Annotated in this window: 26 protein-coding genes and 1 tRNA gene; 21 read left to right on the forward strand and 6 right to left on the reverse strand. The window is 37.4% G+C overall.

Features of this window, described 5'->3' with window-relative positions:
- Positions 1–121: 121 nt before the first annotated feature.
- Complete coding sequence (locus tag V3Z67_RS13085; RefSeq protein ID WP_330443730.1) at positions 122–1,396, forward strand: acetyl-CoA hydrolase/transferase family protein; 1,275 nt, start codon at positions 122–124, stop codon at positions 1,394–1,396.
- A 53-nt stretch (positions 1,397–1,449) separates the two neighbouring features.
- On the opposite strand, the gene gpmI is transcribed toward V3Z67_RS13085, so the two are convergent.
- A complete protein-coding gene (gene gpmI, locus V3Z67_RS13090) occupies positions 1,450–2,970 on the reverse strand; it encodes a 2,3-bisphosphoglycerate-independent phosphoglycerate mutase (protein WP_330443731.1) in 1,521 nt (506 codons plus the stop codon).
- Positions 2,971–3,330: 360 nt separating this feature from the next.
- Here gpmI and V3Z67_RS13095 point away from each other — a divergent pair, with 360 nt between their 5' ends.
- A complete protein-coding gene (locus V3Z67_RS13095) occupies positions 3,331–4,062 on the forward strand; it encodes a murein L,D-transpeptidase catalytic domain family protein (protein WP_330443732.1) in 732 nt (243 codons plus the stop codon).
- On the opposite strand, the gene V3Z67_RS13100 is transcribed toward V3Z67_RS13095, so the two are convergent.
- Positions 4,051–5,640, reverse strand: coding sequence for a L,D-transpeptidase family protein (locus V3Z67_RS13100; protein WP_330443733.1), 1,590 nt, complete (start codon positions 5,638–5,640; stop codon positions 4,051–4,053). The genes V3Z67_RS13095 and V3Z67_RS13100 overlap by 12 nt on opposite strands.
- Before the next feature lie 74 nt (positions 5,641–5,714).
- Positions 5,715–6,167: a GNAT family N-acetyltransferase gene (locus V3Z67_RS13105; RefSeq protein ID WP_330443734.1), complete on the reverse strand. Its 453-nt coding sequence runs from the start codon at positions 6,165–6,167 to the stop codon at positions 5,715–5,717.
- A 128-nt stretch (positions 6,168–6,295) separates the two neighbouring features.
- Here V3Z67_RS13105 and V3Z67_RS13110 point away from each other — a divergent pair.
- A tRNA-Gly gene (locus V3Z67_RS13110) sits at positions 6,296–6,368 on the forward strand.
- An 82-nt stretch (positions 6,369–6,450) separates the two neighbouring features.
- Here V3Z67_RS13110 and V3Z67_RS13115 read toward each other — a convergent pair.
- Positions 6,451–6,999 carry a 3'-5' exonuclease gene (locus V3Z67_RS13115; protein WP_330443735.1) on the reverse strand — a complete coding sequence of 183 codons (549 nt, stop codon included), beginning with the start codon at positions 6,997–6,999 and terminating at the stop codon, positions 6,451–6,453.
- A 4-nt stretch (positions 7,000–7,003) separates the two neighbouring features.
- On the reverse strand, positions 7,004–7,711 hold the full coding sequence (gene pepE / locus V3Z67_RS13120; RefSeq protein ID WP_330443736.1) for a dipeptidase PepE: 708 nt from the start codon (positions 7,709–7,711) through the stop codon (positions 7,004–7,006).
- Positions 7,712–7,823: 112 nt separating this feature from the next.
- On the opposite strand from pepE, the gene V3Z67_RS13125 reads away from it, so the two are divergent.
- The 7 genes from V3Z67_RS13125 (at position 7,824) to V3Z67_RS13155 (ending at position 13,982) form a co-directional block, all read left to right on the forward strand.
- Positions 7,824–8,627, forward strand: coding sequence for a hypothetical protein (locus V3Z67_RS13125; RefSeq protein ID WP_330443737.1), 804 nt, complete (start codon positions 7,824–7,826; stop codon positions 8,625–8,627).
- A complete protein-coding gene (locus V3Z67_RS13130) occupies positions 8,617–9,369 on the forward strand; it encodes a hypothetical protein (protein WP_330443738.1) in 753 nt (250 codons plus the stop codon). Before V3Z67_RS13125 ends, V3Z67_RS13130 begins: the two co-directional genes overlap by 11 nt.
- A 75-nt stretch (positions 9,370–9,444) precedes the next feature.
- A complete protein-coding gene (locus V3Z67_RS13135) occupies positions 9,445–10,221 on the forward strand; it encodes a hypothetical protein (protein WP_330443739.1) in 777 nt (258 codons plus the stop codon).
- 45 nt (positions 10,222–10,266) lie between these two features.
- Positions 10,267–10,749, forward strand: a complete 483-nt coding sequence (locus V3Z67_RS13140; RefSeq protein ID WP_330443740.1) for a DUF6702 family protein — start codon at positions 10,267–10,269, stop codon at positions 10,747–10,749.
- Positions 10,750–10,752: 3 nt separating this feature from the next.
- Entirely contained in the window at positions 10,753–12,984 is a 2,232-nt protein-coding gene (locus tag V3Z67_RS13145) for a M1 family metallopeptidase (protein WP_330443741.1), read from the forward strand.
- A gap of 93 nt (positions 12,985–13,077) precedes the next feature.
- Positions 13,078–13,389, forward strand: a complete 312-nt coding sequence (locus V3Z67_RS13150) for a Sec-independent protein translocase subunit TatA/TatB (protein ID WP_330443742.1) — start codon at positions 13,078–13,080, stop codon at positions 13,387–13,389.
- Complete coding sequence (locus V3Z67_RS13155; protein WP_330443743.1) at positions 13,389–13,982, forward strand: phosphatase PAP2 family protein; 594 nt, start codon at positions 13,389–13,391, stop codon at positions 13,980–13,982. Before V3Z67_RS13150 ends, V3Z67_RS13155 begins: the two co-directional genes overlap by 1 nt.
- On the opposite strand, the gene V3Z67_RS13160 is transcribed toward V3Z67_RS13155, so the two are convergent.
- Positions 13,959–14,600: an O-methyltransferase gene (locus V3Z67_RS13160; protein WP_330443744.1), complete on the reverse strand. Its 642-nt coding sequence runs from the start codon at positions 14,598–14,600 to the stop codon at positions 13,959–13,961. The two genes, V3Z67_RS13155 and V3Z67_RS13160, sit on opposite strands and share 24 nt — an antisense overlap.
- 173 nt (positions 14,601–14,773) lie before the next feature.
- Between V3Z67_RS13160 and V3Z67_RS13165 the strand changes: the two genes are divergently transcribed.
- From V3Z67_RS13165 to V3Z67_RS13215, 11 genes are all read left to right on the forward strand, one after another.
- Positions 14,774–16,423, forward strand: coding sequence for a T9SS type A sorting domain-containing protein (locus tag V3Z67_RS13165; protein ID WP_330443745.1), 1,650 nt, complete (start codon positions 14,774–14,776; stop codon positions 16,421–16,423).
- Between the two features lie 88 nt (positions 16,424–16,511).
- A complete protein-coding gene (gene rlmN, locus V3Z67_RS13170; protein ID WP_330443746.1) occupies positions 16,512–17,567 on the forward strand; it encodes a 23S rRNA (adenine(2503)-C(2))-methyltransferase RlmN in 1,056 nt (351 codons plus the stop codon).
- A 74-nt stretch (positions 17,568–17,641) separates the two neighbouring features.
- Complete coding sequence (locus V3Z67_RS13175; protein ID WP_330443747.1) at positions 17,642–18,619, forward strand: polyprenyl synthetase family protein; 978 nt, start codon at positions 17,642–17,644, stop codon at positions 18,617–18,619.
- A 147-nt stretch (positions 18,620–18,766) separates the two neighbouring features.
- A complete protein-coding gene (locus V3Z67_RS13180) occupies positions 18,767–19,327 on the forward strand; it encodes an RNA polymerase sigma factor (RefSeq protein ID WP_330443748.1) in 561 nt (186 codons plus the stop codon).
- Positions 19,314–20,027: a hypothetical protein gene (locus V3Z67_RS13185; protein WP_330443749.1), complete on the forward strand. Its 714-nt coding sequence runs from the start codon at positions 19,314–19,316 to the stop codon at positions 20,025–20,027. The genes V3Z67_RS13180 and V3Z67_RS13185 overlap by 14 nt, the downstream gene beginning before the upstream one ends.
- Positions 20,028–20,059: 32 nt before the next feature.
- Entirely contained in the window at positions 20,060–21,100 is a 1,041-nt protein-coding gene (locus tag V3Z67_RS13190; protein ID WP_330443750.1) for a hypothetical protein, read from the forward strand.
- Positions 21,101–21,294: 194 nt separating this feature from the next.
- A complete protein-coding gene (locus tag V3Z67_RS13195; protein WP_330443751.1) occupies positions 21,295–21,609 on the forward strand; it encodes a hypothetical protein in 315 nt (104 codons plus the stop codon).
- Between the two features lie 188 nt (positions 21,610–21,797).
- A complete protein-coding gene (locus tag V3Z67_RS13200) occupies positions 21,798–22,469 on the forward strand; it encodes a hypothetical protein (RefSeq protein WP_330443752.1) in 672 nt (223 codons plus the stop codon).
- Positions 22,470–22,561: 92 nt separating this feature from the next.
- Positions 22,562–23,329, forward strand: coding sequence for a sensor histidine kinase (locus tag V3Z67_RS13205; protein WP_330443753.1), 768 nt, complete (start codon positions 22,562–22,564; stop codon positions 23,327–23,329).
- Positions 23,322–23,984, forward strand: coding sequence for a response regulator transcription factor (locus tag V3Z67_RS13210; RefSeq protein ID WP_330443754.1), 663 nt, complete (start codon positions 23,322–23,324; stop codon positions 23,982–23,984). The genes V3Z67_RS13205 and V3Z67_RS13210 overlap by 8 nt, the downstream gene beginning before the upstream one ends.
- Before the next feature lie 80 nt (positions 23,985–24,064).
- Positions 24,065–25,486: an SDR family oxidoreductase gene (locus V3Z67_RS13215; protein ID WP_330443755.1), complete on the forward strand. Its 1,422-nt coding sequence runs from the start codon at positions 24,065–24,067 to the stop codon at positions 25,484–25,486.
- Positions 25,487–25,520: the final 34 nt, after the last annotated feature.

Raw genomic sequence — 25,520 nt, forward strand, 5'->3', positions numbered from 1 at the left:
AAATTTTTCCGCCACAAAAGTACAACTTTCTAACGGATTATTTTTAATGCCCTTTAAAGCATGAGTTTTGTCATGTTTTGTAAATTTATGTGACGATAACTTTGCAGTAAAATTTTTAGGTATGGGAAAATATGTAACTGCCGAAGAGGCTGTAAAAGCAGTACAGTCGGGTAACAGGGTGTATGTGCAGGCTGCGGCTGCCACACCGGGAGTGTTAACCAAAGCACTTGCCGATAGGGCAGGCGAACTTCGTGATGTGGAGGTGTGCCATCTGCATACCGAAGGCGATGCGCCTTATGCAAACCCCGAACTGAGTAATAGTTTTTTTGTCAATTCTTTTTTTATAGGAAAAAATGTAAGGCATACCATTGCTGCCGGAAACGGATCGTACACTCCGGTGTTTTTAAGTGAACTGCCTAGGCTTTTCAGGAAACAGGTGTTGTCACTTGATGTGGTTTTTATACATGTAACGCCCCCAGACAGTCACGGATACTGCTCGCTAGGTGTTTCGGTAGAGGGTACTGTGGCGGCTATAGAAAATGCTAAAACGGTTATTGCACAGGTTAATCCTAATATGCCGCGTACATTTGGTGACGGATTGATTCATATTTCAGAAATTGATTATATGGTTGAGGTTGATGTGCCTTTATTTGGACATGAAACTGCGCCAATCAGTGAGCAGGAAGATAAGATAGGTGAATATGTGGCATCACTTATTGAGGACAGGAGTACTCTGCAAATGGGTATAGGCTCCATTCCTAATGCAGCTCTTAAAAAACTGGTAAACCATAAAGATTTGGGATTGCATACTGAGATGTTTTCAGACGGGGTTATCGATCTTATAGAGAGTAATGTAATAAATAGTAATTATAAGGGAGTGGCAAAAGGCAGGGCACTGGCTACTTTCCTGATAGGATCTAAAAGGCTGTATGATTTTGTTGATGACAACCTTTTTATCGAAATGAGGGAATCTTCCTTTGTGAACGATACATCGGTAATTCGAAGAAACCCGAAAATGATTGCCATTAACTCTGCCATTGAGGTAGATGTTACAGGGCAGGTAAGTGCCGACTCTATCGGATACCGCATGTATTCTGGTGTTGGCGGGCAAATGGATTTTATACGCGGAGCATCGTTAAGTGACGGTGGTAAGGCTATTATAGCACTGCCTTCTCTTACCAAAAGCGGAGACAGTAAAATTGTACCGTTCCTAAAACAGGGAGGCGGTGTGGTGACTACCCGTTCCCATGTGCAGTATGTGGTAACCGAATATGGTATAGCCGACCTGTATGGTAAAAACCTTAAACAAAGGGTTAAGGAGCTGGTTAAAATTGCTCACCCAGACCACAGGGAGTCTGTTGAAAAAGGCTACTACGAAGCATTCAGAAGAATGTAGTGCATTGATAATTTTGAAAAAGAAACCCTGCCAAGTGGCAGGGTTTTGTGTTATTAGGATACTAATGAATGTTGTGTCATAGCTTCCGGTTGCGGTATTCCCATCAGTTCGCAAATGGTTGGGGCAATATCTCCCAGTATACCGTCTTTTACATGTTTAAGATCTTTGTCTACTAATATAATAGGCACCGGGTTAGTGGTGTGTGCCGTGTTAGGGCTACCGTCAGGATTTACCATAGTGTCACAGTTACCGTGATCGGCAATTACTATAGTAGTATAATCATTTTCTAAAGCTGTTTCAATAACCTGTTTCACGCAGGTGTCTACTGCTTCACATGCTTTGATGGCGGCTTCCATAACACCGGTATGTCCTACCATGTCTCCGTTAGCGAAGTTAAGGCAAACAAAATCTACCTCTTTTTTCTTCAGTTCCGGTACAAGGGCATTGGTAAGATCGAAGGCACTCATTTCCGGCTGCAGGTCGTAAGTCGCAACCTTAGGTGAAGCGCAAAGTATTCTTGATTCTCCTTCAAAAGGCTCTTCGCGGCCACCCGAGAAGAAGAAGGTTACGTGCGGATACTTTTCGGTCTCGGCAATACGTATTTGTTTTTTACCGTTTTTGGCAACTACCTCACCAAGGGTTTCGGTTAGGTTGTCTTTATCGTAAATTACATGAACATTTTTGTAATTGTCATCATAATTGGTCATGGTAACATAATACAGGTTCATTTTATGCATGTTCTGCTCGTGGAAATCAGTTTGTGTAAGCGCTTCGGTAAGCTGTCTTCCCCTGTCTGTCCTAAAGTTAAAGAAGATAACTACGTCGTTTTCTTCAATGATAGCGATAGGGTTGGTGCCGTCTTCGGTCATTACAATTGGTTTGATAAACTCATCTGTAACACCTTCGTTGTAACTTTGCTGCATGCTTTGTTCTGCATTGGTGCTAGGTATACCTAAACCGTGTACTAACAGGTCGTAAGCAAGTTTTACCCTTTCCCATCGCTTATCGCGATCCATGGCGTAGTAACGCCCTATTATAGATGCCAGTTGTGTAGGGGTGTTTTTAATATATTTTTCAATATCGGTCACAAAACCAAGTCCTGATTTAGGGTCAACATCACGTCCGTCTGTAAAAGCATGGATGTATGAGTGGTTAACTCCGGCTTCCTGAGCAGCATCAACCAGTCCTTTAAGGTGATTAATGTGTGAGTGTACACCACCGTTAGAAAGCAGACCTACAAAATGTACTTTTTTATTGTTTTGTTTAGCGTAGTTAAACGCATCTACAAGAGGTTTTTCGGTATTAAGTGTTTTGTTTTGTACGGCAAGGTTAATTTTTGCCAGGTCCTGGTATACAATACGGCCGGCACCCAGGTTCATGTGTCCTACCTCACTGTTTCCCATTTGTCCTTCCGGTAAACCTACGTTAAGTCCGTCGGTGCGAAGGCTTGCATTTGGGTATTTAGTATAAAGGCTGTCTATAAAAGGAGTGTTTGCATTGTCTATTGCAGATACTTTCGGATCCGGAGATTTACCCCAACCGTCAAGTATCATGAGGATTACTTTTTTATTCATGACTAATTATAATTTCTGCGGATTAAATTAAATTTCGTTAAAAGTACTATTTTCAATTAAAATGTGTTGAGGTAGGTGGGTATATAAATGTTAAATTTGAGTATATTTTCATAAAATTTGAATTATTTCGGTTTTTGGTAAGGTCTTTGTATAATATTAGGCAAATCGCAATAATTAACTTTTTATTATTAAAAATATAATAGATTTGATGTTAAAACGTTATTGTGTGTGAAGGAAGTAGTGATATTTTTGCTCGCTACGTATGAAAATGTTAAATAACTGATTTTAACACTGTTGGTGTTTTTTGTTTAGAAAACTTTAATTTATTTTAGCCAACCTGTTAGAAACACAAAACTATTAATGAAGATGATTTACAACTTTTTTACCTCTATTTTATTTTTACTGTCAGCTGTAAACTCACCTGTTACTATTACCACCAATACCAAAACCGTTTCTGAAACCAAAGCTGCGCCACTTATTGCTGAAGCTACTACTGTAGCAACTGCAAGCGGAGTGTATAACCAGCTTGATGCTAACTCCCTTTCCTTACCGGATTATGAATCGTTTGAAAGAGCTTTTGAAGGCTATGTGCTTTTAAAGGAGCAGGGTAAAATCAAAAAAGACTTACTTACACTTGTTGATTTTAGCAAGTCATCTAATACCAAAAGACTTTGGATTATTGATATGAGTACCAAAACTGTATTGTATAATACCCTTGTGGCTCACGGAAGAAACAGTGGTAATGAGTTTGCTACTGCTTTCTCTAATGCTGCTAACTCTAATAAGAGTAGTTTAGGTTTTTATGCAACGGGAGAAGTTTACATAGGTAAGCACGGTACCTCACTTCGTCTTGACGGACTTGAAAAAGGAATTAACAGTAATGCGCGTAGCAGAGCTGTAGTGATTCACGGTGCTGATTATGTAAGCGAAGGCTTTATCAAACAACATAAAAGACTTGGTAGAAGCTTAGGTTGCCCTGCGCTTCCTAACAGGATATCTAAAGAGGTGATTGATCTTATCAAAGGGAAATCATGCCTGTTTATCTATCACCCGTCTAAAAACTATGTTTCTACTTCAAAATTAGTTTCTTAATTTTTGATAGAGCACTTTATCCAGATTGTAAATATCGTTTCTAAACTGTAAGCCGTTCTTATCCATCCAGGCGGTCCAGTATAGCTGATGCACATTGTTAGTGTTTTTAAGGTAAATCTTTTCGGTTTCACCTTCGGCTATCATTTCTTTTAATTTATCCGAATTCCACTCACTGTCTTCTTTAGATAGTATTTTTTCAGCCAGTTCTAACGGGTTCTGTACTCTTATACATCCTGAGCTTAAAGCCCGGTGTGACCTGCTGAACATTTCCCTGTGGTTGGTGTCATGCAGGTATACCGAAAAACGATTGTAGTAATTAAACTTGATATTGCCTAATGCATTACTGTTTCCCGGGTTTTGTACATATTTGTAAGTGTCAGCCAGTTTTGGGTTCCATTCCTCCGGTAATACCTCGTTATTCTCCCTGTCAAAAATTCGCATATTATTTTCTGCAAAATAATTAAGGTCGGCTTTAGCTTTAGGAGTAAGGTCTTTTTTTAGTATAGTAGGGGGTACGGTCCATGTAGGGTTAATTACCAGATAGTTCATTTTTGAATCGAGTACAGGTGTAGGTCTGTCGGGTTTTCCAACCACTACTTTATGGGTGGCTATGGTATCATTGTTGTTAACCAGAGCCAGGGTATAATCAGGTATGTTGATTATAACGGCACTCTGCCCGAAATCATGAGTAAACCATCTCCATCGTTCCAGGTTTACAATGACCTGTTCTTTTCGTTCTTCAAGAGAAATATTTAATGCTTCGGCAGTTTTTTTGCCTACAATACCATCAGGATAAAAGCCGTGTCTTTTCTGAAATTTTTTAACCGCCTCAATGGCTTTGGAGTCATACACGCAGGTAATACTGTCGCTAACCTCAAGGTCTTTCCAGTAAGTTAATCTCTTTTTTATTAATGCGACCTGAGGTAGTGAATCATTTTCCTTAACTGATTCTTCAATAATTATTTCTTCCAGATTACTATCATCCGGAAGGCTGTTAAGATAGGCAAGGCATTTACGTAAGCTCTCGTATGTTTTATGAGGAGGCCTGCAGCGATCCATGATTTTATCAACTGTGTGATTATTAAGAGCCTCTTCAAGCAGCAGATTTATGTCCAGCTCTTTTTGCTGTAATGTCCAATCTTCATAAATTCCGGTTGCTTCTGTTTTGCCCTTAAATAAGTGTAGTGCCAGTTTGTAAAACGACTGTGTTAACAATAAATCGTATGCCATACTCTCTTTACCCGAGAGGCTTTTGTTTTTTTCAAAGGCAGCAAGCGTGTTATAGTTATAGTCGTTTGGCTGCAGGCCATCCTGTTTGGCAACGGCTATGCAAAGCAAGAGGGTTTTCCTGTCGCTTTCATTAGCCCACAAAGTGTTATAGTTTTTGTTTTTATAATAACTTTTTATCTCTGCTGTTTCTTTACTAAAGTAACTACTGTCTATCGTAAAGGTTTTGTTATTGGGGTGAAGTGTTACCACTTCGGCTTTTGCAGCGGGCAAATTCTTGCCGGTGTTAGGGTCTTTAGCACACCCTAACAGCAAAAGCGTAAAGCCTGTTATTAAGACTTTTGAAATCATGGGGTTGAGGTTTGTAATAAAATTACAAAATTAAGCTATATAACTATAATGTTTTAGTTAAATAATTACTGATTTTATTTAAATATCAGCTGCACATATTTAAACATTACATAATGCGGCCCTACGTCGGGTATTGTAAAAATATCTCCCGCAATTTCATAACCTGCTTTTTTGTAAAAGCCAACAGCAACTTCGCGGGCATTAAACCAAATAACATCTGCATTGAGAGTTGCAGCATGTTTTTCGGCAGCAGACAGTAACATATCGCCCAATCCTTTTTTCTGATGGGTTGACAAAACAGCCATGCCGCGCAGTTGATACTGCAGGTTTCCTTTAATATCCGGAGATGTTGAGAGGAATAAAGAAGCAATTCCAGCAAGGTTATTATCATCAAAAACACCAAAGTGAGTAGTAGAAGGGAGGTCATCTCCGGCAAAAATGCACGATTCAATAGGTTTACCGGGTCTTAAAACCGGCTGTCTTACAGGATAAGTTTCCTGAGAACTAATTTGTTTTACAGAATACATTAAATTTTTTTTACGGTAACAAATTAATAATAAATATTTTAAGTAATAATGCAGGTTAAGGATAAAATTTTTTTTAAAAAAAGCTTGCATCTGTCAAATCTTATTGCGTATATTTGCACCACAATAATGCGGAAGTAGCTCAGTTGGTAGAGCTCCAGCCTTCCAAGCTGGTTGTCGCGAGTTCGAGCCTCGTCTTCCGCTCAAAACCAAAACCCGATCTGAAAAGATTGGGTTTTTTGTTTATAGAAGTTTGTAAAAAAATAAAGCAGCCTTTCGGGCTGCTTTATTTTTTTAATATACTGTTGAGTATTTTGGCAATGTTTTTTGCGTCGTCAACACCGCGGTGGTGTGTGCCTTCCAGCGGTATGTTGAGTAAGGATAATGCTCCTGCCATTCCCTGCTCGTGTTGTAGTTGGTGCTTAAGGGCAAATAATGTTTTTACATTAATATGTGACGGTCCAAACGGATATCCTACCTTAAGGGCGGTGCATTGCTTTTGGAATTGCTTTAAGTCGTAAGCGCCAAAACTTGCCCATGCACGGCTTTGTGAAAGGTATTCTTTACGTAAAATTTTACAGGCTTCACTAAAGGGTATACCCTCTTCGTCTACCATTTCCTGAGTTATAGTGGTTAGTTCGGTGCAAAACGGACTAACAGTACTACGTTCGGGTTTTACAATTATAGCTCTGTTATCGGTAATTTCACCGGTAACGGTATCTAAAAGGCAAATGCCTATTTCTATAATATCATTGGTCATGCCCTCGGGTAAAGGGCCGTTCCAGCAGGTAGCTTCAATATCTACTACTAGTATTTTGTCTAATTTTTGTGCCATTTTTTTATTTAAGCCATGATAAATCGGTTCCGGTGGCTATTTCTTCCGGAGGTGTGTTTTGTCTAAATAGGCGTGCGTCAAGTTTACCTCTTAATGTAGTGGTGTCTTCTTTTACTTCCAGCCAGCTACCTTCCCTAAGTCCTAATACAGGCTGTGGGTTAAAATGATGAAACTCATTAATACGTGTTTCACGTGTTTCTCCCATATGTGTTGAGCCGGCTACAGGATCAAGGTAATGCGGATTGATATTAAACGGAACCAATGCCAGGGTATCAAAACTTGGCGGATAGATGATAGGCATGTCATTTGTGGTTTCCATAGTGAGTCCGCAAATGTTACTGCCTGCACTGGTGCCTAAGTAAGGTGTTCCGTTTTCAACAGCAGTTTTAACGGCCTTCATAACTTTGTTTTGGTAAAGTTGTGTAACCAGTAAAAAAGTGTTTCCGCCACCTGTAAAAATAGCCTCTGCATTTTGTACTGCTGTTACAGGATTTTCAAACTCATGTATTCCTTTTACTTCAATGCCCAGTTTTCCAAAAAAATCGGCAGCTTTTTGGGTGTACTCGTCGTGAGTTATACCGCCCGGCCTTGCATAAGGTATAAACAGTAAGGTACTACAGTTTTTAAAATGTTCTTTAAGTGTTTCGGTAAGATATTCAAGATAAGTGCCGCCATGTAAAGTGGAGGTACTTGCAATAATTATTTTTTTCATTCGTTTATCTGTTGTAACAAAAGGTAAAGTTACAAAGATTTTTAAGCTGAGAGAGTAGCTTTTAATTTCGACTTTATCTTTTTACTTGCCATCACCTTATTATACTATACTATTGAAAAGGATAATTTTTCTGTTTACACTTGCTATTACCACATTGCCTGCTATTTCTCAGGAAGCCGAAATTAAACAGCTAAAGGGTAAAATAAAATCGACTGCCGATGATCTTGAAGGAATTTATGTGGTGAATAAAACCAGTGGTGCTTATGTTACCACAGCCCGCGGCGGATACTTCTCGCTTATGGTTAAGCCAAAGGATACTCTTATTTTTTCGGCCTTACAAATTGTAGGCAGGGAGTACGAGGTACAGCAGGAAAATATCGATGCCGAACTTTTTATAATTGAACTCGAGGCAATGGTTACCGAACTGGACGAGCTGATTATAGAGAATTATGGTAATATCACTTCAGAATCTTTAGGTTTGGTGCCAAAGGGGCAAAAGCAATACACTCCTGCCGAGAAAAAACTTTTTGCGGCAAGTAATGGTATAGACGGACTCATAAACTCATTAAACGGTAAAAAGAAAGCGCTTAAGAAGGCTGTCGAGTATGAGAAAAAAGAAAGCCTCATGTCTAAAATTAATTACATTTATACCGAAGAAGATATTATTAAGGAATTTAAAGTGCCGGAGGATTATGTGGGTGGATTTATTTATTATGCTGTTGAAGATAAGTATTTTGCCAAAGCTATAAATGAAAAAAACGATATTCAGGCAAAGTTTTTGATGACACAACTGGCAGTTAAATATGTTTCTTTATTAAGGCAGGATGGTGTTGTAGATGAAAACGGTGCTTTAATTGAAACAGATACCTTGCAGCAAACCAAACTTAATACCAATATTAAAAAAGATGAAGGCTAAACTTCTGTTTGTTTCTTTTTTATTGACTCTTGTTACTTATGCCCAAGAAAGGCAGCCTATAAAAGGCAGGGTTGTAGCGGGGGGTATCCCTATACCTGAAAGAGGAGTCGTTAATCTTAATTCCAGAACAGACACTAAGTCTGACAATCTTGGTAATTTTACCATAATGGCTATGGTAAACGATACTATAGTGGTACAAAGTAATAGTTACTATACAAAGCGTGTTATAGTAAGGGAGAACAACTTAAAGCAAATTCTTGTTGTAGACTTAGGGTCTTTTGAGCTTGAAGAAGTAATTATTGATAAGTACGGAGATATTAATGCCGAAAGTTTAGGACTTGTGCCTGAAGGGCAAAAACAATATACCCGTGCCGAGAAAAAACTTTTTACAGCCGGAGAGATAAAATCGGTTTGGGATGTGGTGGCTATGGTTTTAGGTATGGCATCTCTGGATGCAATAATAAACGCAATAACAGGGAGAACCAAGGTGCTTAAAAAAGAGCTGGAGTATGAAACAAAATCTACTGCTATGATTCAAATCTACTCTTTGTATACCGAAGAGGATATTAACACTAAACTGGGTATTCGTAAAGAGTATGTGGGTGGTTTTGTTTATTATGCTGCAGAAGATAGTGATGTGCTGATGGCTATCAGTGAAAATAATGATGAAAAAGCAAAATTCCTATTAGGTAACCTTGCTTTTAAATACCTTGAAATACTAAAGGAAAAAGAGGAAGAGTAAACAAAACCTTAATATTATTTAATACCTAATTTTTGTATCTTTATATATAAGCTACCCCAATTAAAAATCCTGACTATGAAAAAGTTTTTCTTCTTGCTGCTAATTGTCTTGTTACCTGCTGTTGTTTTTTCCCAGGATGAGGGGAGGAAGATACTCCGTGGGCAAATGGTAGCCGACTCTATTAAAGTAGAGTATATAACCGTACTTAATAAAAACACTAATATAAAGGCGATAACCGATGATAACGGTTATTTTAGCATATATGCCCAGCCTGCAGATACATTGTATTTTTCGAGTATAAATTTTAGGCCTGCCATGTTGATTTTGGATAAGACTCATTTTGTAGAGAAAAGACTGGTTATGAAGATGGAGCCTAATGTAACGGTGCTTGATGAGATACTTATTATTCCGCTTACCGGTAATCTTGAAGAAGATAGTAAGGATATAGAAACGCGTCAGTTTACATCAGACCTTAATTCAAAAGTACTTACAGAAGGGCTTAATGTTGAAGATCAGGTTCCGGTTAACCCGGCTTTTCCGAGTAATGAAAGGCGATTGCCAGGTATAGATTTCGTAAAGGTTTACGACCTGATTTTTAAACCGAAGAAAAAACAGAAGGATATGACTAAAGAGTATCTTCAGGGAAGGACTTTTAGCGAACTGGTACAGGAAAAATATACCTATTACTTTTTTACCGAAACCCTTAAATTAAAGCATGAGGAAATAAACCTGTTCCTTGCGTATGCTGATAACGGTAAAGAATCGGCATTGCTTTTGGCTCCTGATAAGGAGTTTGAACTTACTGATTACTTAATTAACAAAAGCAACGATTACCATAACAGGGAGAAATAAAATAAGTTTTATTACATTTGGAACGTGAAGGTTATAACCCGATATATGTTCCTTTTTATGCTTGCCGGGCTGCTTACTGCTGCTGCGGTACATAAATACTATGTGGCTGTTTTTTTGGTAGAGCATGCGCCTGCTAAAAAACAACTTCAAATTACAGCGCGTGTTTTTGTAGATGACCTTGATGCTGCTCTTTCTAAATCAAATGGTAAAGAGTTGTATCTGGCAACAAAAAAAGAGGTTTCAGGTATTGATGACTATCTTGCAGCTTATTTTTCTCAAAAAATAAAAATTAAGGTAAACGGTCGTGAAAAAGTTATTAATTTTTTAGGGCACGAAATAGAAGACGATGTGCTTATTGGTTATTTTACCGTAGAGGCAAAAGGTAAACTAAAAGACCTTGAAATAAAAAATACACTCTTGTTTGAATCATTCCCCGATCAGCAAAACATCATAAACACTAATATTAATAGTAACAAAAAGAGTCTTTTGCTTACTAATGATAGTCCTACGGGGAATTTACAATTTTAGATTATGAAAAAAACACTATATCTGTTGGCCATATTGGCTACGGCACAGCTATCTGCACAAGATGCACCTAAAAAAGAAAAAGGGCATTATGATACTAACAGGTTTAGCCAAATGTATGACTTAATGGCTACCCCAAACGGTTACCGCACCGCATCGGGCGCTCCGGGACCTGATTACTATCAGCAGCAGGCCGATTATAAAATGGATATTGAGCTTGATGATAAAAATACTAGGCTTTATGGTACAGAAACCATAACTTATCATAATAACGCGCCCGAGGATTTAGAGTATTTATGGGTTCAGTTGGATCAAAACAGGAGGTCGAGAACATCACAATCACCTCTTGCAGAGAATCAGCATATAGGAAAAGCTTATAAAGCAGATAACTTTTCCCGTAGTTTTATGGAAGAGGGTTTTGACGGAGGCTTTAAAATAGAGTATGTTAAAGATGCTTCGGGTAAACCTTTAAATTATGTGGTAAACGAAACCATGATGAGGGTGAATTTGCCTCAGCCGTTAAAAACGGGAGAGACAGTGTCTTTTTCTATAAAGTGGTGGTATAATATTAATAACTACAGGAAAATAGGCGGACGATCTGGTTACGAACATTTTGATAAAGATGGTAACAACCTTTATGTAATAGCGCAGTTTTATCCAAGAATGGCGGTTTATAACGATGTGGAAGGATGGCAAAACATGCAGTTTTGGGGTGCAGGAGAGTTTGCATTGCCGTTTGGTAACTTTGAGGTAAACATTACAGTACCTGCAGATCACGTTATGGAAGCTACAGGAGAGCTGAGTAACAGGGAAGATGTGTTTACCCGTGAGCAGGTAAAACGATATGAGCAGGCTACAAAAAGCTTTGATAATCCTGTGGTGATTGTAACACAGGAGGAGGCTGAAGCGGCTGAAAAAGGTTTTAGCGATAAAAAGAAAACATGGAAGTTTAAGGCAGTAAACGTAAGGGACTTTGCCTTCTCTACTTCAAGAAAGTTTATTTATGATGCTATGGCAGTACAGCTGTCGGGCAAAACGGCAATGGCGGTATCGGTTTACCCTAAAGAAAGTAACCCTTTATGGGGTGACAGGTCTACAAGGGTGGTAGCACATACTATTAAAACCTATTCAAAATATACGTTTGATTATCCTTATCCTAAAGCGGTTTCGGTTTCGGCAGAAGATCAGGGAATGGAATACCCAATGATATGCTGGAATTACGGCCGCCCTGATGCTAACGGTTTTGTTAGTGAAAGAATAAAGTATGGTATGACCAGCGTTATTATACACGAGGTAGGGCATAACTTTTTCCCTATGATTGTGAACTCTGATGAAAGACAATGGACATGGATGGACGAAGGGCTTAATACATTTCTGGAGTATTTAACAGAGCAGGAGTTTGAAAAAGATTATCCGTCACACAGAGGGCCGGCAGCTAAAATTGTTCCCTACATGAGCGGAGACCAAAGGTTTTTAGCGCCGGTTATGACTAATTCAGAACTTATTTACCAGTTTGGTTCTAATGCTTATGCTAAGCCGGCAACAGGTCTTAATATGTTGAGAGAGGTAGTAATGGGGCATGAACTGTTTGATTATGCATTTAAAACCTATGCTAACCGCTGGAAGTTTAAGCACCCTACTCCTGAGGATTTTTTCAGGACAATGGAAGATGCATCGGCTGTAGATCTTGATTGGTTTTGGAGAGGATGGTTCTATTCTACAGATTATGTGGATATAGGTATTGAAGATGTAAAAGAGTTTTATGTAACTGATGATAAACCTGAGGGAATGGAAGATTATTCCGTTAGAAAAGGAAGATTTGGCAGAGACAACGGGCCATTTGTTTACATGGTTGACGAGAAGTCTAAAAAAACAAAAAAGGCTGAAGATATTAAGTTGCTTAAAAACTATATTGATGACAACTTTACGGCTGCCGAGAAAGCTCAGCTTAAAAAGCCAAGCTATTTCTATGAAGTGACTTTCAATAAACCGGGTGATATGCTTATGCCTATATTGGTAAGGCTTACTTTTGAAGACGGTACTACAGAAGATTATAAATTCCCTGTGCAAATTTGGCGTAAAAACAATCAAACGGCTGCCCGTGTATTTGCTACAGAAAAACAGGTTGAAAAAATTGAGGTTGACCCTGAGCTTTTAACTGCTGATATTGATGTTACAAACAATACCTGGCCTAAAGAGGAGGTACAGTCTAAATTTGACCAGTTTGAAGGGAAGTAATCGTTAAAATACGGTAAAAAATCCAGATTTAAACATCTGGGAAAGCTTTGGCTACGTATTTATAATTACATTTGTAGTATAAAATCTCATATTATGTTTGGAATAGGAGGAGGAGAACTTTTCTTCGTTATACTTGTGGTACTCATGCTTTTTGGGTCTGATAAGATTCCTGAAATTGCCCGTTCATTAGGTAAGGGGATGAAGCAGCTAAAGAACGCAACTAACGAAATTAAGTCGGAGATTAATAAAAATACCGATTTAAATGATATCAAGAATACATTTAACGATGTTCGTTCTGATGTTACCTCGCATACAAAGAATTTAGGGAATAATATTAATGAAGAAATAAATCAGGTTAAGGAGAATATTGAAGATGCTTCGGGGCCTATAAAACGAATGAGATAATGCTTGATTCTCTTATTGAATTAGACAAAAATCTATTAATTTACCTAAATTCACTTGGAACACCGGCTTTTGACGGTTTTTGGCTTTTTATAACAAAGCAGTTAAACTGGATTCCGGTTTTTATTTTCCTTTTATATCTTACGTTTAAAAATCTGGGCTGGAAAAATACCGTTTTGGTAATAATAATGCTGTCGTTATTAATAACCCTTACAGACCAGACTACTAATTTGTTTAAAAATACAGTACAACGATTAAGGCCTCTTAATAACCCTGATATAGCAGGATTTGTAAGAGGCTTTAAATACAGTTCGTCCTATAGTTTTTTCTCGGGTCATGCCTCTAACTCCATGGCATGTGCTTTCTTTTTATATCATATTCTAAAGCCTCATGTTAAGCACATGTGGATTATTTTCCTGTGGCCGTTAATATTTGCTTACAGTAGGATATATTTGGCACTGCATTATCCGGGAGATATACTTTCAGGTTTTGTTTGGGGTATATTTACCTCTTCATTATTGCTAATGTTATACCGCTTTTTGCGAAAATTCCTGCCGGAAAACAAGCAGGGATTAAATAACCCTGCTAACAGTTAATCCGTCTCTTATTGGTAAAAGCACGGTTTCTACCCTTGGATCATCTTTTAATAATTTGTTGTATTCCAGTAATACTTTAGTACTAATGTCATTCGGTTTTAGCTCTTCAAGTACTTTACCACTCCAAAGCACGTTGTCAGAGAGTATAATTCCGCCTTTATTCATAAGGGGTACAATCATATTAAAGTAGTGAATGTAATTTTCCTTATCGGCATCTATAAATAGAAGGTCAAATTTTTTGTTTAGTGTAGGGATAATGTCAAGAGCACTTCCTAAATGCTGATGTATTTGACTTTTGTAATCGCTAAGGTCAAAGTATTTTCTTTGAAAATCAACCAGTTCTTCATTTACATCTATAGTGTCCAGTTCACCGTCCGGAGCCAGTCCTTCGGCAAGGCATAAAGCTGCATATCCGGTATAGGTGCCTATTTCCAGTATGTTTTTTGGGTTAACAAGTTTAGCGATCATGCTGAGTACCCTTCCCTGAAAATGCCCGCTAAGCATTCTTGGTTGTAGTATTTTTTGATGCGTTTCCCTGTTTAATTTTTGTAGTAAGTCGGGTTCGTTTTCACTATGTTGAGCTGCGTAATCTTCCAGTTCTTCAGAAATAAAATGCATAAGTTCCTTTTTTATTGAATAACAAAAATAGGCAAAAAATGGAGTTCCTTGTTTAAAGTATACAGGACTGTTAGCGGTTAATATATACTTTTAACATGTTAAAATGATTTATAATTGTTAAAATACAAGCATATAAGCCTTATTTTAGCCGTTCTATAAAACCATAAATTAAAATGAGAAGAATACTTACTTTGCTTTTTATTAGCTTATTTGCTCTATGTGAAGCGCAAATAACTAATGATTTTACTCCTGTAAGCTGGGAGATTCAAAACATGGATGGTGTCGCCCCTGTTGTTATGCCTTCTTTTGATCTAGAGACTTTAAGAAAAGAAGATGAAGTTAACGACAAAAGAAAAGATATTCCGTTTCGATTTGGGTATGAGTTTTTAGTCGATTATAACCTGAGTAATAGCGGAAGCTGGCAAACGCTTGATAACGGCGACCGTATTTGGAGAATACGTTTTTACTCTGAAGGAGCTAAAACAATGAATTTTCTTTTTAGTGATTTCTATATGCCAAAGGGAGCAAGCCTGTGCCTTTACAGCAACGACAGGAAAGATGTTCTTGGTGCTTATGATGAAAAACAAAACAACCCTGAAAGGGTTTTAGGGACATGGCTGGTAACAGGAGAAGATATATGGTTAGAGTACTACGAGCCTAAAGCACAAAAAGGCGAGGGTAGGCTGGAACTGTTTAAATTGGTTCATGGTTACAGAAGTACTTCAGATATTTTAAAAAGCACACAGGATACAAATGCTTTAAATTCATCTGGTAATTGTCATTATGATGTTAACTGTTCAGTAGGAGCCATAGATGCTACAAAAGATATCAATAAAAAATCGGTAGCTATGATTGTAGCGGGAGGAGGTTTATGTACAGGTGCTCTTATTAATAATACGAATAATAACGGTACTCCTTATTTTCTTACGGCTAATCACTGTTATGAAAACCCTATAACAGGAAGTACGTCAAATCCTTCTCAGTGGTCTTTCCGTTTTAACTGGATAAGTACAAACCCATCTTGTGCAAGTACTTCTAACAGTACTACAAATATAACTTATCATACCGTGAGTGGCGCTCAGTTAAAAGCACATAGAGCTGAAAGTGATTTTTGTTTACTTCAAATTACGGGTCCTATAGATGATGAATGGGATTTGGTTTATGCCGGATGGGACAGAAGTACAACTATACCATCAAATACTTATGGTATTCACCATCCTGACGGAGATATAATGAAAGTTTCGGTTGATGAAAACTCTCCTTCTTCTACTTCAGTAGGAGGAGCTGATGTATGGCTTATTGAAAATTGGGAGAAAGGTGTGACCGAAGGAGGTTCATCAGGTTCTCCGTTATTTGATAATAATGGTAGAATAAGAGGCCAGCTTTATGGAGGAGAATCTGACTGTAACGGCACAAGCGGAAACGGACAGTATGATGTTTACGGAAGATTAAACTCTTCATGGAATGGCGGAGGCACAAATGCTACCCGACTTAAAAACTGGTTAGATCCTGCCGGTACAAATGCAATGACTCTTGATTATTATGACGGTACGCTTGGTCTTGAAGATGTAATTACTCCTGTAAAAGAGATAAAAGTATATCCTAACCCGTCAAACGGAGTATTCTCTGTTCAGTTTACCGATACTGTTTCTTCATTACAGTATGAAGTATATAATGTATTAGGTCAGGTAGTGAAAGCCGGTAAGGTTACAGAGTCTAACAACAGTATAGATCTTACTAATAATAGTAATGGTATTTATATATTAAGAATGATAAATACTGATACTAACAGTGCTTACTCTAAAAAAATAGTAAAAAGATAAGGTGTAATATTTCCTTTTAAAAATAAGTTTTTAGCCCTTAATTCATTAAGGGCTAATTTTTTTAATTAATACTTGCTAACTTTGCGCCATGCAAACGCAAAAGAAAGATATAAGGGCGCTAACAAAAGAACAGATTCGTGATTTTTTTGTAGCAAATGGAGACAAGGCATTTCGCGGCAATCAGGTATATGAGTGGCTGTGGAGCAAGCGTGTACACAGTTTTGACGATATGACCAATGTGTCTAAAACAACCAGGCAAATGCTGGAAGACAATTTTGTGATCAATCATATACGGGTAGACCAAATGCAAAAAAGTAGTGATGGTACTGTAAAAAACGCTGTTCGTTTACATGACGGACTGGTGGTAGAATCGGTACTAATTCCTACCGAAACACGTACTACAGCCTGTGTGTCCAGTCAGGTAGGATGCAGTCTTGACTGTAACTTTTGTGCAACTGCAAGACTTAAACGTATGCGTAACCTTAATCCTGATGAAATTTATGATCAGGTAGCGGCAATAGATAACGAAAGCCGATTATATCATGATAGGCCCCTTTCTAACATTGTTTTTATGGGAATGGGTGAGCCTTTAATGAACTACAATAATGTAATTGCTGCTATTGATATGATTACATCGCCTGAAGGATTGGGAATGTCACCTAAGCGTATTACCGTTTCTACATCGGGGGTGCCAAAAATGATTAAAAAACTGGCAGATGACGAGGTTAGGTTTAAACTGGCAGTATCGCTACACTCGGCGGTAGATGAGGTTAGATCTCAAATAATGCCCTTTAGTAAAAGCTTTCCATTAAAGGACTTGAGAGAATCGCTGGAATACTGGTACAGTAAAACCAAAAGCCGTGTTACCTATGAGTATGTGGTTTGGAAAGGTATAAACGATTCTAAACGTGATATAGATGCACTGGTTAAGTTTTGTAAGTATGTGCCGTGTAAAGTTAATCTTATTGAATACAACCCTATTGATGATGATGAGTTCCAGCAGGCATCACCACAGGCAATAGAAGATTATATTACAGCTCTTGAAAATAATGGTATAGTAGCAAAAGTTAGGCGAAGTCGCGGTAAGGATATTGATGCGGCCTGCGGACAACTTGCTAATAAAAATGAAGCAGCAATAAATTAATTTTGTATTAACCTTGTTTTACTGCGGTTTCTTGTTGTAATCACAGCAAACAATTTTCTATCTTTGAAACCGCAATGAAAATCACAGAGCAAATAAAGCAGCCTATATTACAGGAGATGGAACTTTTTGAAAAAAAGTTTCATGAATCCATGTCCTCTAAGGTTGCACTGCTTAACAGGATAACTTACTACATTGTAAACCGTAAAGGGAAACAAATGCGACCTATGTTTGTTTTTCTTACTGCTAAGATGATTAGCAGTGGCACGGTTAACGAACGTACCTATAGGGGAGCATCGGTTATAGAGCTTATACATACAGCAACCCTGGTACACGACGATGTAGTGGACGATAGTAATAAACGCCGTGGTTTTTTCTCCATTAATGCATTGTGGAAAAACAAAATTGCTGTTTTAGTGGGAGATTATCTTTTATCAAAAGGATTACTGCTTTCTATAGATAATGGTGATTTTGATTTGTTAAAGATAATATCAGTAGCCGTTAGGGAAATGAGTGAGGGAGAACTTCTTCAAATTGAAAAAGCCCGAAGACTTGATATTACCGAAGAGGTGTATTATGAAATTATCCGTCAAAAAACTGCTACACTTATAGCTGCCTGTTGTTCGCTTGGAGCCTGTTCTGTAGACCCCGATAGTGAGCATGTGGAGAAAATGAGGAAGTTTGGAGAGCTTATAGGTATGGCTTTCCAAATTAAGGATGACCTTTTTGATTATACCGATGATGCCATAGGTAAACCTACCGGTATTGATATCAAGGAACAGAAAATGACACTTCCGCTTATACATGTACTTAATACTTGTACTAAAGACGAGAAGAAGTGGTTAATCAATTCGATTAAAAATCATAATAAAGATAAAAAGCGTGTTAAACAGGTTATTGCTTTTGTGAAAGAGCATAAGGGACTTGATTATGCCGAGAAGAAAATGGTAGAGTTCCAGCAGGAAGCCTTAATGTTACTTTCAGATTATACTTCTTCTCCTTATAAAGATGCGCTTACCCTCATGGTAAACTACGTTATAGACAGGAAAATATAGTTTAAAGCCACTGAGTTTCAGTGGCTTTAATTTTTAATTTTATTTTTTTTTACCTTTCATGCAACTATTTTGTATGACTAATCGTCTATGTATATAGAAGTCGGTTAAATTGTAACCACGCCAAACAACCAACCAATAACCAACACTTTGAAAGTAATTGCCTTACATCAGGAAGAAAAGGATATAATCCGCCTGGCTGTCGATAATAACCGACACGCCCAGCACAGGATATATACTACCTACTCTCCAAAAATGTTAAGCGTATGCAGGCAGTATATTAAAGACCTTCAACAGGCAGAAGATATTATGATTACTGCATTTATGAAGGTTTTTACAAAGCTAAAAGATTTTGAACATAAAGGAAGTTTTGAAGGCTGGATAAGAAGGATTATGGTTAACGAATGTATATCGTATTTAAGGGTGAATAAAAAAATGAATTTCCTTGAAGACGAATACTATACCGAAGGAACGGTTAATGATGTGGAGTGGCAACTTTCGGTAGAGGAGATACAGTGTTTAATAGATAATTTACCCGAAGGTTACAAAATGGTATTTAACCTTTACATTATTGAAGGTTATAAGCACCATGAAATTGCCCAAATGTTAGGAATTAACGAAGGTACTTCAAAATCGCAGCTTTCTCACGCCAGAAAAATGCTGCAGGAACAAATTAATAAATTAAAGAGTTACTCTAATGGAACCGAATAATTGGGAGAAAGAAATTAAGGAAAAGCTAAATAGCAGGGGTATACAGCCTACTGATGCGGCTTGGGACAGGCTGGATGCAATGCTTTCGGTTACCGAAAAGAAAAAGGTTAAACCGGTCCGTATATGGATGTATGCTGCAGCTGGGTTTATAGGTATACTGCTTACCTCAAGTTTGTTTTTTAAAGTGACTCAAAGTCAGGAAACTGTTCCTGTTGTTAACGATGACCTAAATGGTTTTGTCGTAACTCCTGCAGCACCCCTTGGAACAGATAGTATTACTATAGGTAATATTTTGGATAATAATGAAAAGGGGGCTGTTAAGCCATCAATTGTAGTAATTCAACAGCCTGTAGCAAATACTCAAAATCCGGTAAAAGAAAAAGTAAAAAACAGAGCGAAAACTCAACATATAAACACACAACAGGGAACAATAGCTAATAATTCTTCTAATCTGGTTGTGTCCGGAACGCCTTTATCTGTTCCGTTAACACCCGATATGGAAGCAGAAAAACTTTTAGAGGAAACGCTGTTAAGTGTAAAACTTCCCAAAGAAAAATCGACCGTTAAAGTAAATGCTAACTCGCTACTTAATGAAGTTGAAGATCAGTTGGATAATAATTACAGAAGCAAAACATGGCAAACTATAACTGAGAAGTACAATGCGGTTAAAACTTCTGTAGTGAACAGGAACATCGAATAATCTTGAAACAAATACCAAAACAAAAACAGGATATGAAAACAATAATTTTTTATCTAACGGCTTTACTATGCCTTGCTGCCAGTAAAATGGAGGCTCAGACCTTTGAAAGGAGAGCTAGGGATATTTCCTACAACATTGCCCAGATTTCCAAAGAGGAAAAAGACTCTCTTAAAATTGAGGTAGAAGAAGTAAATAAACTACTTGAAACAGACGATATAACTAAAGAGGAGGCAGATAAGAGAAAACTAGCTTTTGCTGAAAAAAGAGCAGCAAATATTGAAGAACGTGTAGCAGTAGAGCGAGAAAAACTGGATAAACTGGTGCAGGACAGAATAGATGGTAATATTGAAGAAAGTTTTCGCTCTTTTTCAATCACATATGATCCGGGTACATCTAAGTTTAGGGATACTACTAAGGTTAAAAAGTATTATGAATTTAAAAGAACAACCTCTCAGTTTGTATTTGCTTTTGGTTTTAACCGACTGATGACAGACGGTAAAGTGGATAATGACAACTATAAACTTAGATCTGATTTTTATGAATGGGGATTAACTTTTAATACCCGAATATTAAGAAATAATAATCTGCTGCATGCCAAGTATGGATTGTCTTTACAGTACAATAACCTAAGGCCGGAGGACGATAAGGTTTTTGTAACAGATGAGGGTAAAACTATTCTTGCTGATAGCGGTACTGATATTGATTTAGCCAGATTAAGGTATGTTAATTTAGTCGTTCCGGTGCATTTAGAGTTTGATTTTACCAAAAAGCAGGTAAATGAAGATAAAACATATTACCCTACTTATAACAGTTTTAGAGTTGGTTTAGGAGGATATGCCGGTGTAAATGTGAAGGAAAAACAAATTTTAAAATATGAGAATGCAGATGGTAATGATGTAAAAGAAAGGCGAAGAGGTAATTATAATATAAATGATTTTGTTTACGGGCTTAGCGCATATGTTGGTTATAAGTCGATTAGTCTATATCTTAAATATGATTTACAGCCGGTTTTTGAAAATAATGAAATAGATCAAAACAATGTATCTCTTGGCATAAGATTTGATTTAAATTAGACAAATTAGGGTTAGTTTTGTACTTCAAAAAGGCGTTTCCTTGTAATTCGGGAAGCGCTTTTTTTTGTTTTTAACACTTTGTTAACAAAAATAAATTACGTATTTTCCACAAATGTAAATTGTATTTTCCTGCAAATGTTGTAGTGAAAACCATAATTAGTAGTTTTGCATAACAAATTTAAAAATTGATTAATATGCCAATTGACAAACACACCGGAGAATTTATCGACCTTACAGAGGCAAAAGAAATGACTAACGCTTATCAGGCCGCATTCCCTACTGAGCCTAAATGCTTCTTTTTTGGAAGCGATAAACTACAATCAGTTATAGATCAGGAAGGTTGTATAGGATTACGTATGTACAGAGGGTTTGATGTAGTTAGGAATGAACAAAATGTTGTTATTGTAGGAGTAGATGCAAACGGTAGCGATATAACAAACGGACTTTTGTTAGATAAAGGGGTTATATGTCCTCAAAATTGTGATATGAACAGTCCGCTATCAAATTAGTAAATCAAATTGATTAATTATTGGTAATACAGGGTTGTTTTTTAGAGACACTATTATCTGTATTACCAATAGTTATTTTAATGTTTCCAAGGGGATACTGTTAGTTAGGCTGGAGAAATCTAAGTGTTAGGTCTTGGAACTATAAGTAACAAGGGGCTTTTGGGTTTTAGAGGTGAAAGTGATAAGCAATGAGGAATAATATTTGGTATTACATATCTGTATCTTTTGTTTTTCAGTATTTATTATGTGGAATACTACTGATATATTTTTATTATACCAGATCTCCAAGAAAAGAACTTTACAATGAATTTAAGGTAATAAAACCTTTTGTATGGCTTATGTTTATTGGAGAGTTATATGAAGTTATATTTTCTATCATTCTTTTTGTTAAAACAGCCTATTGGACTACATTATATAGTTTGTTAGAGTTTTTAGCATTTAATTATATGTTTTATAAACTCTTAAAAAAATACAAAACTCTTTACAGTACATTCAATATAGTCTTTCTTACTTTTTACATAACTTCTCTTTTCTTTTGGAATATTGATAACCATAATATAGTCGAGGGGTATTATGGTGCAATTGAAACAGTTTTTATTATTATATGGGCTATTTTATGGTTTAAAGATTTATTTAAAAAAGACGAAGTTGTTTCATTATGGCGAATGCCGGCATTTTATTATGTTCTGGGTGCTGTGATTTATTTATGTGGAGGAGTTATTCCGGTGTTGTTTACAGGACATCTTTTTAAAGCCACAGGATTATGGACAAAATATTGGCTGGTGTTCCTTATTCTCGGAACTTTTATGAGAATAATGATGATAATAGGGCTACTAAAAGCAACTGTGAAAAAGCCGTAATTAAAATTGTGTTAAAACCCCGATATTTATTGTATTTTTGATGTATTAGGCAAAATCCGCCATTTTGCTGATTTTTTAGAATACACAACACGATGGGACAGGGGGAAGAAGTAGTATCATTATTTTATATAGGTACAGCAATAATGCTGTTTTTAGCGTTTGGACTAATGTTTATAGTAGTTACCTACCAAAGACATTTTTTCAGGATGAAACGCAAGGAGACCGAAAACATGCTCAAGGTTAGCCTTGAGAGTGAGAAGAATGAACGTGCCCGTATTGCGGCCGATTTGCATGATGGTGTTTCGGGGGATTTAAGTGCTATTAAAAACTACCTTAGTGTTTTAGCTAAAAAAGAATCAGAAAACAAAGCCATTTTTGACGAGATTAAAGAAGGGGTAGATGCCGCTCTGCAAAATACACGTGCCGTATCACATAATCTTATGCCGCCTTTATTGGAGACCGAAGGCTTGGTACCGGCACTTAAAAATCACCTGGATAATGTAGGGTCTAAAGCTCAAATAGAGTTTGAGGTTATTCCTAACGGAGTTGCTCAGCTTCCGCCTCTGGTAGCATACCAGCTTTTTAGGGTACTGCAGGAACTTACTACTAACATGATTAAGTATGGTAATGTTAGTAAGAGTGAAATAAACCTGTTACAGGAAAAAGATAGCCTTAAAATCGAAATAAGCGATAACGGTATTTCATTTAACTTTAAAGAGAATTTAGCTAAACCAAACGCAAGCGGACTTAAAAATATTACCTCGAGGCTACACGCCATAGGTGGTATTATAACCCAAAATGAAGAAAAACCAAAAGGAAACCAATTTACCATAACCATAAAAAACATAAACCATGCTTAAAGTAGCCCTGGTAGACGATCATAAGCTTTTCAGGAAAAGCCTCGCTGCCCTTATAGGTACTTTTGAAGGTGTTGAGGTAGTTTATGAAAGCGACAGCGGTAATGACTTCTTATTACATCTTAAAGAGAATAAAAATGTAGATATAGCCCTCTTGGATATCCAGATGCCCGAAATGGATGGCTATACACTTTGCGGTAAAGTACTAAAGGTACATGATAGTATAAAAGTACTTATGATTTCTCAGCTTTCCAGTAAAGAAACCATAAGGCATGTAATGCAAAGCGGTGCTCACGGCTTCGTAACTAAAAACTCTGAACCAGAACAGTTGGAACTGGCTATTCGTAACCTGGATACCAGCGGTTTTTATTTGGGTCCGGAATTGGGTTCGGTATTAAAAGACCTTATGCTGTACCAGCAGGGAGGGAACGAATTTCAGCCTGATAAAGACTTTTTAAGTGATCGTGAGAAAGAGGTTATTCAGCTTATCTGTAAAGGGAAAAGTTCTGCCGAAATAGCCGAAGAACTTTTTATTCACCAGCGTACTGTTGAAACCCACAGGCAACGTATGATAACCAAAGTGGGCGCTAAAAACTTTATTGGTGTTATTGTATTTGCCCTTAAACACAACCTGCTTGATGTGGAAGATTTAAGTTAGTCTTTAGTAATTAAATAACAATTGTTTATGGTGTGTTTTTGTAAAGTTGTGACTAACTTTATAAGAATTATTCTTACACCATGAAGATTCTCGTTACTGGTACTACAGGTTATATTGGAAAAAGACTGATTCCGTTTCTGCTGGAAGCGGGGCATGAGCTGGTGTGCTGTGTGAGAGATTTAAACAGGATACCTGAGGAGTTCAAAGACCTTGAATCACTAACCTTCATAGAGATTGATTTTTTGGTGTATTCCTCGGCTGTACAAATCCCTAAAGATATTGATGTTGCCTATTATTTAATGCACTCTATGTCGGCTTCCGCCGATTTTGAGAAGCAGGAACTGGCATGTGCCTATAATTTTATCGATTATGTAAAGAGTACGTCACTAAAGCAGGTTATTTACCTAAGCGGTATTGTTAACGAGGAAGTACTTTCCAAACATTTACGTTCCAGGAAACAGGTAGAACAGGTGCTTAGTACCGGTACTTATGCTCTTACCGCTTTCAGGGCGGGTATAATAGTAGGGAGTGGCAGTGCATCCTTCGAAATTATAAGAGACCTGGTAGAGAAGCTTCCGGTTATGGTTACTCCTAAATGGCTTAATACAAAAACACAACCTATTGCTATAAGGGATGTACTGAGTTACCTCTCTAAAGCAGCAGGGAACAAACAACTCTACAATAACAACTACGATATATATGGTCCCGAAGTACTTACCTATAAAAAAATGTTACTCATTTTTGCCGAAGTAAGGGGGCTTAAACGATACATACTCACACTGCCGGTAATGACGCCTAAGCTGTCGTCTTACTGGTTGTATTTTGTAACCTCTACCACGTTTAAATTAGCAGTTTCACTGGTAGATAGTATGAAAATCGCCATAGTAGGACGTCCAAATAATCTCAGTGAAATACTAAATGTACACCCTATTACGTATAGGGAGGCGGTTGAAAAGGCTTTCCAGAAAATAGAGGAAGATGCCATACTCTCCAGTTGGAAAGACTCTATAGTTAGCGGACGTTTTAGCGAGAAGATATCCAAATACATTACCATTCCTAAATACGGCTGTTTTAAAGATATAAAATTCAGGAAAGTGACTAATGAGGAAGAAGTACTTAACCGTATATGGGCTTTGGGAGGACAAACTGGTTGGTACTATGGCGATTTTTTATGGAAAGCAAGAGGTTTTCTGGATAAAATGTTTGGCGGTATAGGGTTACGGAGAGGTCGTACTCATGTTTCAAAACTACAACCGGGTGATGCGCTCGATTTTTGGCGTGTGTTGTTTGCTGATAAAAAAGAGAAGCGTTTGTTACTGTATGCTGAAATGAAACTGCCCGGTGAGGCATGGCTGGAATTCAGGATTGAGAAAGGCAAGTTGTGGCAAAGAGCCGTTTTTAGGCCTAAAGGCTTATGGGGCAGGTTGTACTGGTATTCAGTACTGCCGTTTCATTACTTTATTTTTAACGGTATGATAGATAGTTTGGCAGGCAAAGAGTAATCTCGATAATTACTATCTTTAAATCACTGTATTT

Source organism: Flavobacterium sp. C4GT6, from assembly GCF_036347315.1.
In the GTDB taxonomy this organism is placed as follows: domain Bacteria; phylum Bacteroidota; class Bacteroidia; order Flavobacteriales; family Flavobacteriaceae; genus Flavobacterium.

Excerpts from the sequence above, each read along its gene's own strand:
- V3Z67_RS13210 (WP_330443754.1), top strand. The coding sequence starts at position 23,322 with ATGCTTAAAGTAGCCCTGGTAGACGATCATAAGCTTTTCAGGAAAAGC.
- V3Z67_RS13165 (WP_330443745.1), top strand. The coding sequence starts at position 14,774 with ATGAGAAGAATACTTACTTTGCTTTTTATTAGCTTATTTGCTCTATGT.
- V3Z67_RS13185 (WP_330443749.1), top strand. The coding sequence starts at position 19,314 with ATGGAACCGAATAATTGGGAGAAAGAAATTAAGGAAAAGCTAAATAGC.
- V3Z67_RS13115 (WP_330443735.1), bottom strand. The coding sequence starts at position 6,999 with ATGGCACAAAAATTAGACAAAATACTAGTAGTAGATATTGAAGCTACC.
- V3Z67_RS13140 (WP_330443740.1), top strand. The coding sequence starts at position 10,267 with ATGTTCCTTTTTATGCTTGCCGGGCTGCTTACTGCTGCTGCGGTACAT.
- V3Z67_RS13085 (WP_330443730.1), top strand. The coding sequence starts at position 122 with ATGGGAAAATATGTAACTGCCGAAGAGGCTGTAAAAGCAGTACAGTCG.
- V3Z67_RS13190 (WP_330443750.1), top strand. The coding sequence starts at position 20,060 with ATGAAAACAATAATTTTTTATCTAACGGCTTTACTATGCCTTGCTGCC.
- V3Z67_RS13100 (WP_330443733.1), bottom strand. The coding sequence starts at position 5,640 with ATGATTTCAAAAGTCTTAATAACAGGCTTTACGCTTTTGCTGTTAGGG.
- V3Z67_RS13205 (WP_330443753.1), top strand. The coding sequence starts at position 22,562 with ATGGGACAGGGGGAAGAAGTAGTATCATTATTTTATATAGGTACAGCA.
- V3Z67_RS13135 (WP_330443739.1), top strand. The coding sequence starts at position 9,445 with ATGAAAAAGTTTTTCTTCTTGCTGCTAATTGTCTTGTTACCTGCTGTT.
- V3Z67_RS13195 (WP_330443751.1), top strand. The coding sequence starts at position 21,295 with ATGCCAATTGACAAACACACCGGAGAATTTATCGACCTTACAGAGGCA.
- V3Z67_RS13130 (WP_330443738.1), top strand. The coding sequence starts at position 8,617 with ATGAAGGCTAAACTTCTGTTTGTTTCTTTTTTATTGACTCTTGTTACT.
- V3Z67_RS13160 (WP_330443744.1), bottom strand. The coding sequence starts at position 14,600 with ATGCATTTTATTTCTGAAGAACTGGAAGATTACGCAGCTCAACATAGT.
- V3Z67_RS13145 (WP_330443741.1), top strand. The coding sequence starts at position 10,753 with ATGAAAAAAACACTATATCTGTTGGCCATATTGGCTACGGCACAGCTA.
- V3Z67_RS13200 (WP_330443752.1), top strand. The coding sequence starts at position 21,798 with ATGAGGAATAATATTTGGTATTACATATCTGTATCTTTTGTTTTTCAG.
- V3Z67_RS13215 (WP_330443755.1), top strand. The coding sequence starts at position 24,065 with ATGAAGATTCTCGTTACTGGTACTACAGGTTATATTGGAAAAAGACTG.
- V3Z67_RS13175 (WP_330443747.1), top strand. The coding sequence starts at position 17,642 with ATGAAAATCACAGAGCAAATAAAGCAGCCTATATTACAGGAGATGGAA.
- V3Z67_RS13105 (WP_330443734.1), bottom strand. The coding sequence starts at position 6,167 with ATGTATTCTGTAAAACAAATTAGTTCTCAGGAAACTTATCCTGTAAGA.
- gpmI (WP_330443731.1), bottom strand. The coding sequence starts at position 2,970 with ATGAATAAAAAAGTAATCCTCATGATACTTGACGGTTGGGGTAAATCT.
- pepE (WP_330443736.1), bottom strand. The coding sequence starts at position 7,711 with ATGAAAAAAATAATTATTGCAAGTACCTCCACTTTACATGGCGGCACT.
- rlmN (WP_330443746.1), top strand. The coding sequence starts at position 16,512 with ATGCAAACGCAAAAGAAAGATATAAGGGCGCTAACAAAAGAACAGATT.
- V3Z67_RS13150 (WP_330443742.1), top strand. The coding sequence starts at position 13,078 with ATGTTTGGAATAGGAGGAGGAGAACTTTTCTTCGTTATACTTGTGGTA.
- V3Z67_RS13095 (WP_330443732.1), top strand. The coding sequence starts at position 3,331 with ATGAAGATGATTTACAACTTTTTTACCTCTATTTTATTTTTACTGTCA.
- V3Z67_RS13155 (WP_330443743.1), top strand. The coding sequence starts at position 13,389 with ATGCTTGATTCTCTTATTGAATTAGACAAAAATCTATTAATTTACCTA.